The sequence below is a fragment of the Xanthomonas sp. SHU 166 genome, from assembly GCF_000364685.1.
Taxonomy (GTDB): domain Bacteria; phylum Pseudomonadota; class Gammaproteobacteria; order Xanthomonadales; family Xanthomonadaceae; genus Xanthomonas_A; species Xanthomonas_A sontii.
Window position 1 is genome coordinate 1 of the sequence record NZ_AQOJ01000273.1, and the last position, 5,998, is coordinate 5,998.

Below are 5,998 nucleotides of genomic sequence, written 5' to 3' on the forward strand. Positions count from 1 at the left end.
CGTGCGCCAGCCGCCATGGCCAGGCGCGTCGACGCGCGGCGCCGTCGGCGCTCACAACTCGGCCGCCGCCGCGGGCGTGGCCAGGGCGTGGCACAGCAGGCGGCAACAACGCTGCGCCAGCGCCTTGCGTTCGGCCTCGTCGCTGCCGCGCTGGCAGGCGCCGAGCATGTCCATCGCCAGGGCCAGGTCCTGCTCGCCCAGGTCCGCGCGGCACAGGCCGGCGGCGATCGCACGCTGCAGGTACGGCAGCAGGATCGCCATCGCCCGCGTATGCGCCGCGGCGATCGTCGGATGCTCGCGCGGCATCGACCGCCAGTAGTCGGCCAGCGGCGCCGACATCGCGATGTGTTCGGCGACGTCGTACATCAGCAGGAACAGCCCGTCCGGCCGCGTACCGATCTCGCGCGCGCAGCCCTCCAGGCCGTCGAGGCCGCGTTCCAGCAGGGCAGCCATCAGTTCGGTGCGGTCGGCGAAATGGCGGTACAGGGTGGCGCGGCCGAGGCCGGCGCGCTCCACCACCAGTTCCAGCGGCGCCAGCACGCCGTGCGCGCAGAACACCTCGTCGGCGGCGTCCAGCAACAGGCGGCGGCGGTGGGCGGTATCGGCTCGCATTTCCATGCGCGGCATTATCGGACAATTTTGTCCGCCTGCAAGCGGATCACGGTCGGCCGCCGCCGGTACCCACCGACGGCGCCCTGGAAGCACTGGGCTCAGCCGGTGTTCTGCACGCCCTGGGCGACGCCGTTGACGCAGGCCACCAGCGCCCGCAGCAATTCCTCGTCTTCGCCGTCGGTGGCGCGCCAGCGCTGCAGCAGGTCCACCTGCAGCACGCTGATCGGGTCGATGTACGGATTGCGCAGACGGATCGACAAGGCCAGGCGGGGATCGTGCTGCAGCAGCGACGACTGCCCGGTCAGCGCCTTCACCCAGCCCTTGGTCAGCGCGAGTTCGTCGCGGATGCGCGGGAAGAAGCGCGCGTGCAGCGGCCCGGACAGGCGTGAGAACATCTCGGCGATGTTGAGGTCGCCCTTGGACAGCACCATGGCGATGTCGTCGAGGAAGGTGCGGAAGAACGGCCAGTCCGCGGCCATCGCGCGCAGCGCGTCCTCGTGGCCGGCGTCCACCGCCGCCTGCAGGCCGCTGCCCACGCCGTACCAGCCCGGGATCACCGCGCGCGCCTGGCTCCAGGCGAATACCCAGGGAATCGCCCGCAGGTTGGACAGCGCCGCATCCTGGCCGAGCCGCCGCGACGGCCGCGAGCCCAGGGTCATGCGCTCGATCACGTCGATCGGCGTGGCCAGGCGGAAATAGCGCATGAACTCGGCATCGCCGACGAAGCCGCGGTACGCCTGGCTGCTGTGCTCGGCGACCAAGTCCATCACCGGCCGCCAGCCGGCCTCGCGCGCATCGGCCGCACGCGGGCGCAGGCTCGACAGCAGCACCGCGCCGGTCATCTGTTCGAGCGAACGCAGCGCCAGCGCGCGGATGCCGTACTTGCGGTGGATCACCTCGCCCTGCTCGGTCACGCGCAGGCGCCCGTCGACGCTGCCGCGCGGCGCCGCCTCCAGCGCGCGCGTGGTCTTGCCGCCGCCGCGCACGATCGAGCCGCCGCGGCCGTGGAAGAAGGTCAAGCGGATGCCCAGTTCGGCCGCCGCCTGCAGCAGTTCCACCTGCGCACGCTGCAGGCCCCAGCGCGAGGCGGCGATACCGCCGTCCTTGCCGCTGTCGGAATAGCCGAGCATCACCATCTGCACGTCGTCGCGCGCGGCCAGGTGGCGGCGGTAGACCGGATCGGCCAGCAGGTCGCGCAGGGTCGCGGTGCCGCCGCGCAGGTCGTCCACGGTCTCGAACAGCGGCACGATGTCCAGCGGCACCGCGCCGTCGGCATCGACCAGGCCGCCGCGGCGCGCCAGCGCCAGCACGGTCAGCACGTCGGCGCGGTCGTGCGCCATCGAGATGATGTAGCTGCCCAGCGCGTCGGCGCCGTGCCGCGCGCGCGCATCGGCGAGCGCGGCGAACACCGCGTCCAGCCGCGCATTGCTTTCGTCGTCGGCCGCCGGCAGCGCCTGTTCGCCGCTGGCGTAGGGGCCGAGCAGGCCTGCGCGCGCTTCCACCGCGCGCGCGTCCCAGTCCTGCGTGTCCAGCGCGGCGGCGACCGCGCGCGCATGCACGCTGGACTCCTGGCGCACGTCCAGCCGCGCCAGGTGGAAGCCGAAGCTGCGCACCCGCCACAGCAGGCGCCGCACCGCGAACCAGCCGGCGTGCAGGCCCTTGTTGGCCTGCAGGCTGTCCAGGATCAACTGCAGATCGCTTTCCAGTTCGGCCGGCGCGGCATAGGCACCGGGCGCATCGTCCAGGGTCGCCTGCAGGCGCGCGCGCATCAGATCGTTGAGCAGGCGGTACGGCATGTCGCCGTGGCGCGGCCGCGAGCGCGCCGCGGCTTCCGGCAGCAGTTGCCGGTAACGCTCCAGTTGCTCCAGCAGCGGCGCGCTGACCGCGACCAGGGTGGTCGATTGGCTGAGCAGGCTGGCGAGCTGCCACAGTTCCTTCAGATAGCGCTCCAGCACCGCACGCCGCTGCGCGTCGAGGGTGGCGGTGATGGTGGCGGCATCGACGTTGGGGTTGCCGTCCATGTCGCCGCCGACCCAGGTGCCGAAGCGCAGCAGCCGCGGCAGGCTCAGCGCCTGCCCGTAGGTCTGCTCGATGGCGTGCTCCAGGGTCTCGTACATCACCGGGATCACCCGGTACAGCACCTGGGTCAGGTAGAAACCGACATGCTCGCGCTCGTCCTCCACGGTGGGACGCACCGGCGAGGAATCGGCGGTCTGCCACGAGGCGGTCAGCGCCATGCGGAAGCGCGCCGCGTCGGTGGCGCGCTCGCCCGGGGTGCGCAGGCCGTCGAGGTTGTCGACCAGGCTGGCCACCATCAACTGTTCCTTCTCCAGCAGCGCGCGCCGCACCGCCTCGGTCGGGTGCGCGGTGAACACCGGCTCGACGTCGATGCGCGGCAGCCAGTCGCGCAGTTCGTCGATGCCGACGCCCTGCGCCTTGAGCCGGCGCAAGGCGTCGAGCAGGCCGTCCGGCTGCGGCGTGTCGGCGCTGCTGCGCTGGTAATCGCGGCGGCGACGGATGCGGTGCACGCGCTCGGCGATGTTGACCACCTGGAAATACGTGCTGAAGGCGCGCACCAGCGCTTCGGCATCGCGCGGTGCGCGGCCGGCGAGTTGCTCGCTCAGCGAGGACAGCGGCGCGGCGCGCTCGCGGCGCGCGATCGCGGTGGTGCGGATGCGTTCGATCTCGTCGAGGAACTGCGCCGAGACCTGTTCGGCGAGCAGGTCGCCCACCAGGGCGCCGAGGCGGCGCACGTCGTCGCGCAGGGGAAGGTCGGGGGTGGCGAAGACGATGCTGCTGCGGGACTCGTTCATCGGGAAACGCATGGCTCGGCAGTGGGGGCGCCGCAAGCCTAACCGAAAAGGGATCGCGTTCCCGTCGGCCGCACGACGGTTTCAAAGCGAACCATTTGCACTGCACAGCAGCGCCCTGCGCCACGGCGGCACGCACGTGCGGCCGTGGCGCAGGCGCGGCTCAGCGCGGCGTGGCGCCTGCCGCAGCCGGCATGGACGTCGGCGTGGGCGCAGGTCCCAGATAGGTGCGCAGCCAGCGCTCGCTCTCGGCCAGCATCTGCAGCACCGACTCGCGCGCGCGGTAGGCATGCGCCTCGTTAGGCAGCATCACCAGCCGCGCGGTGCCGCCGTTGCCCTTGATCGCCGCGTACATGCGCTCGCTCTGGATCGGGAAGGTGCCGGAGTTGTTGTCCTCGGCGCCGTGGATCAGCAGCAGCGGATCCTTGATCCGGTCGGCGTAGTTGAACGGCGACATCGCCTGGTACACCGGCTGCGCCTGCCAGTAGGTGCGCTCCTCGGACTGGAAGCCGAACGGGGTCAGCGAGCGGTTGTAGGCGCCGCTGCGGGCGATGCCGGCCTTGAACAGGCGCGTGTGCGCGAGCAGGTTGGCGGTCATGAAAGCGCCGTAGGAATGCCCGCCGATGGCGATGCGGTTGCGGTCGGCGACGCCGCGCCGCACCACCTCGTCCACCGCCGCCTGCGCATCGGCGACCAGTTGCTCGACATAGGTGTCGTTGGGTTCGCGCGCGCCCTCGCCGACGATCGGCATCGACGGATCGTTGAGCACCGCATAGCCCAGCGCCAGGAACGCCTGCGGGCCCCAGTAGCCGATCGCGTTGAAGCGGTACGGCGAATCGGTGACCTGGCTGGCGGCGTCGGCGGATTTGAACTCGCCCGGGTAGGCCCACATCAGCATCGGCAGCGGGCCGTCGCGCTTGGCGTCGTAGCCCGGCGGCAGCAGCAGGGTCGCGGTCAGCTCCACCCCGTCCTTGCGCCGATAGCGGATTTGCTCCTTGTGCACGTCGCGCAACTGCGGCGTGGGATGGGTGAAATGGGTCAGTGCCACCGGCTCCGCGTTCGCAGCGTCGAGCCGGTAGAAATTGCGCGGCTCCTGCGGTGTTTCGCGCGTGATCAGCAGGCGCTGGCCGCTGGCGTCGAGCAAGGCCTGCGGCACCGCGTAGTACGGCGCCTGCGACTGGAACAGGCGCGTGCTTTTCCGCGTGTCCAGATCGTAGCGATCCAGGAACGGTCGATCGCCCTGCGGGGAGGCGCCTTCGCCGCGCAGGAACAGGCTGTGGCCGTCGGCGGCGATCAACAGGCGCGGATTGCCGGCCGCATCGCGCTCCGTCACCGGCGTGCCCGGATCGGCATAGCGATCTTCCTGCGAACGCTGCACCAGCAGCTGCGGCGCCTGCGCGGGGTTGTCCGGGGCCACGCGCCATTGTCTGGTCTGGCGCGTCTTCCACCAGAACTCGTCGATCAGCGCCAGGTCGCCGCGGCCCCAGGCGATGCCGGCGAAGCGCGACTGCAGGCGCGCCAGCGTCACCGGCGGCGCGGTGAATGGCGCCGCCTGCAGCAGCACCGCGTCGCGCACCGCCGCCTCGCGCGCCGGATCGCCACCGTCCTGGGCCTCGGCCCAGACCAGGGTGGCCGGCGCGTCGCTGCGCCAGTCGATATCGCGCACACCGGTGCGCACCGCATCGTTGCCGGTCGGCAGGCCTTCCACCAGCGGCAACTGCGCCACCGTGTACACCGGCTTGCCGGCGCGGTCCAGCACCTCGATGGTGCGCGGGAAGCCACTGGCCGGCACCAGGTAGGAGAACGGCCGCTGCAGGCGCTGCGCCAGCAGATAACGGCCGTCCGGCGACGGCGCCAGCGACAGATACAGGTCGGGAGACGCGATGCGCTGCATCCGCCCGTCGACGTCGACCAGCGCCGGCTGCGCGCGTAGTTGATCGTCGAACTGGCGCGCGTCGGCCTCGTTCTTCAGCAGGTCCTGGTAGGTGCGCAAGGCGGTGGCACCGCCACCGGCGGTCTGCTGCACCGCCGGCCCAGTCGGCACCGCGTCGGCGGGCGGCGCCGCGCCCTGCGCCTGCGGCTGCAGCAACACCAGCAGTTGGCGGCTGTCCGGCATCCACGCATAGCCCTCGCCGGACACCGTGTTGAGCCGCTCGGCGACACGTCGCGCACGCCGCGCAGCGATGTCCACCACCCAGAGTTCGTTGGCGCCGCTGCGCCCGTCGACCCGATTGAAGGCCAGATGCCGCTGGTCCGGTGCCCAGGCCATGCCGGCGATCGACAGCGGCGACGGCAAACCTTCGATCTGCAGCTCGCTGCCGTCGGCGATGCGCAGCAGCCACAGCTTGTCGCCGAAGGCGAAGCGGCTCTGCGAGCGGGTGCGCGGATGGATGCGCAGCCCGGCCAGCTTGAGTTCCGGCTGCGCGACCTGGGCGATGCCGGGCAGCGCAGGCAACTGCAGCATCGCCGCCAGATCGCGCCGTGGGCTCAGCGACAGCTGCGGCGGCCGCGGCGCATCGACGATGGCCTGCAGTGGCGCCGACGGCAGTTGGTAGCCGCTGTCCGCAGGATCGGCG

General features: G+C 71.7%; 3 protein-coding genes. All 3 read right to left on the reverse strand.

Annotated elements, in window-relative coordinates; translation table 11 throughout:
• Positions 1 to 51: 51 nt before the first annotated feature.
• Positions 52 to 627: a TetR/AcrR family transcriptional regulator gene (locus D180_RS08650; RefSeq protein ID WP_017912480.1), complete on the reverse strand. Its 576-nt coding sequence runs from the start codon at positions 625 to 627 to the stop codon at positions 52 to 54.
• Between the two features lie 83 nt (positions 628 to 710).
• Positions 711 to 3,425: a phosphoenolpyruvate carboxylase gene (gene ppc, locus D180_RS08655; RefSeq protein WP_017912481.1), complete on the reverse strand. Its 2,715-nt coding sequence runs from the start codon at positions 3,423 to 3,425 to the stop codon at positions 711 to 713.
• 160 nt (positions 3,426 to 3,585) lie between these two features.
• Positions 3,586 to 5,998: prolyl oligopeptidase family serine peptidase (locus D180_RS08660; RefSeq protein ID WP_017912482.1), on the reverse strand; the 2,413-nt coding region annotated here is incomplete at its 5' end.

What these genes read in the sequence shown, in the direction of transcription:
- D180_RS08650 (WP_017912480.1), bottom strand. Translation starts at nt 627, where the DNA reads ATGCCGCGCATGGAAATGCGAGCCGATACCGCCCACCGCCGCCGCCTG.
- ppc (WP_017912481.1), bottom strand. Translation starts at nt 3,425, where the DNA reads ATGAACGAGTCCCGCAGCAGCATCGTCTTCGCCACCCCCGACCTTCCC.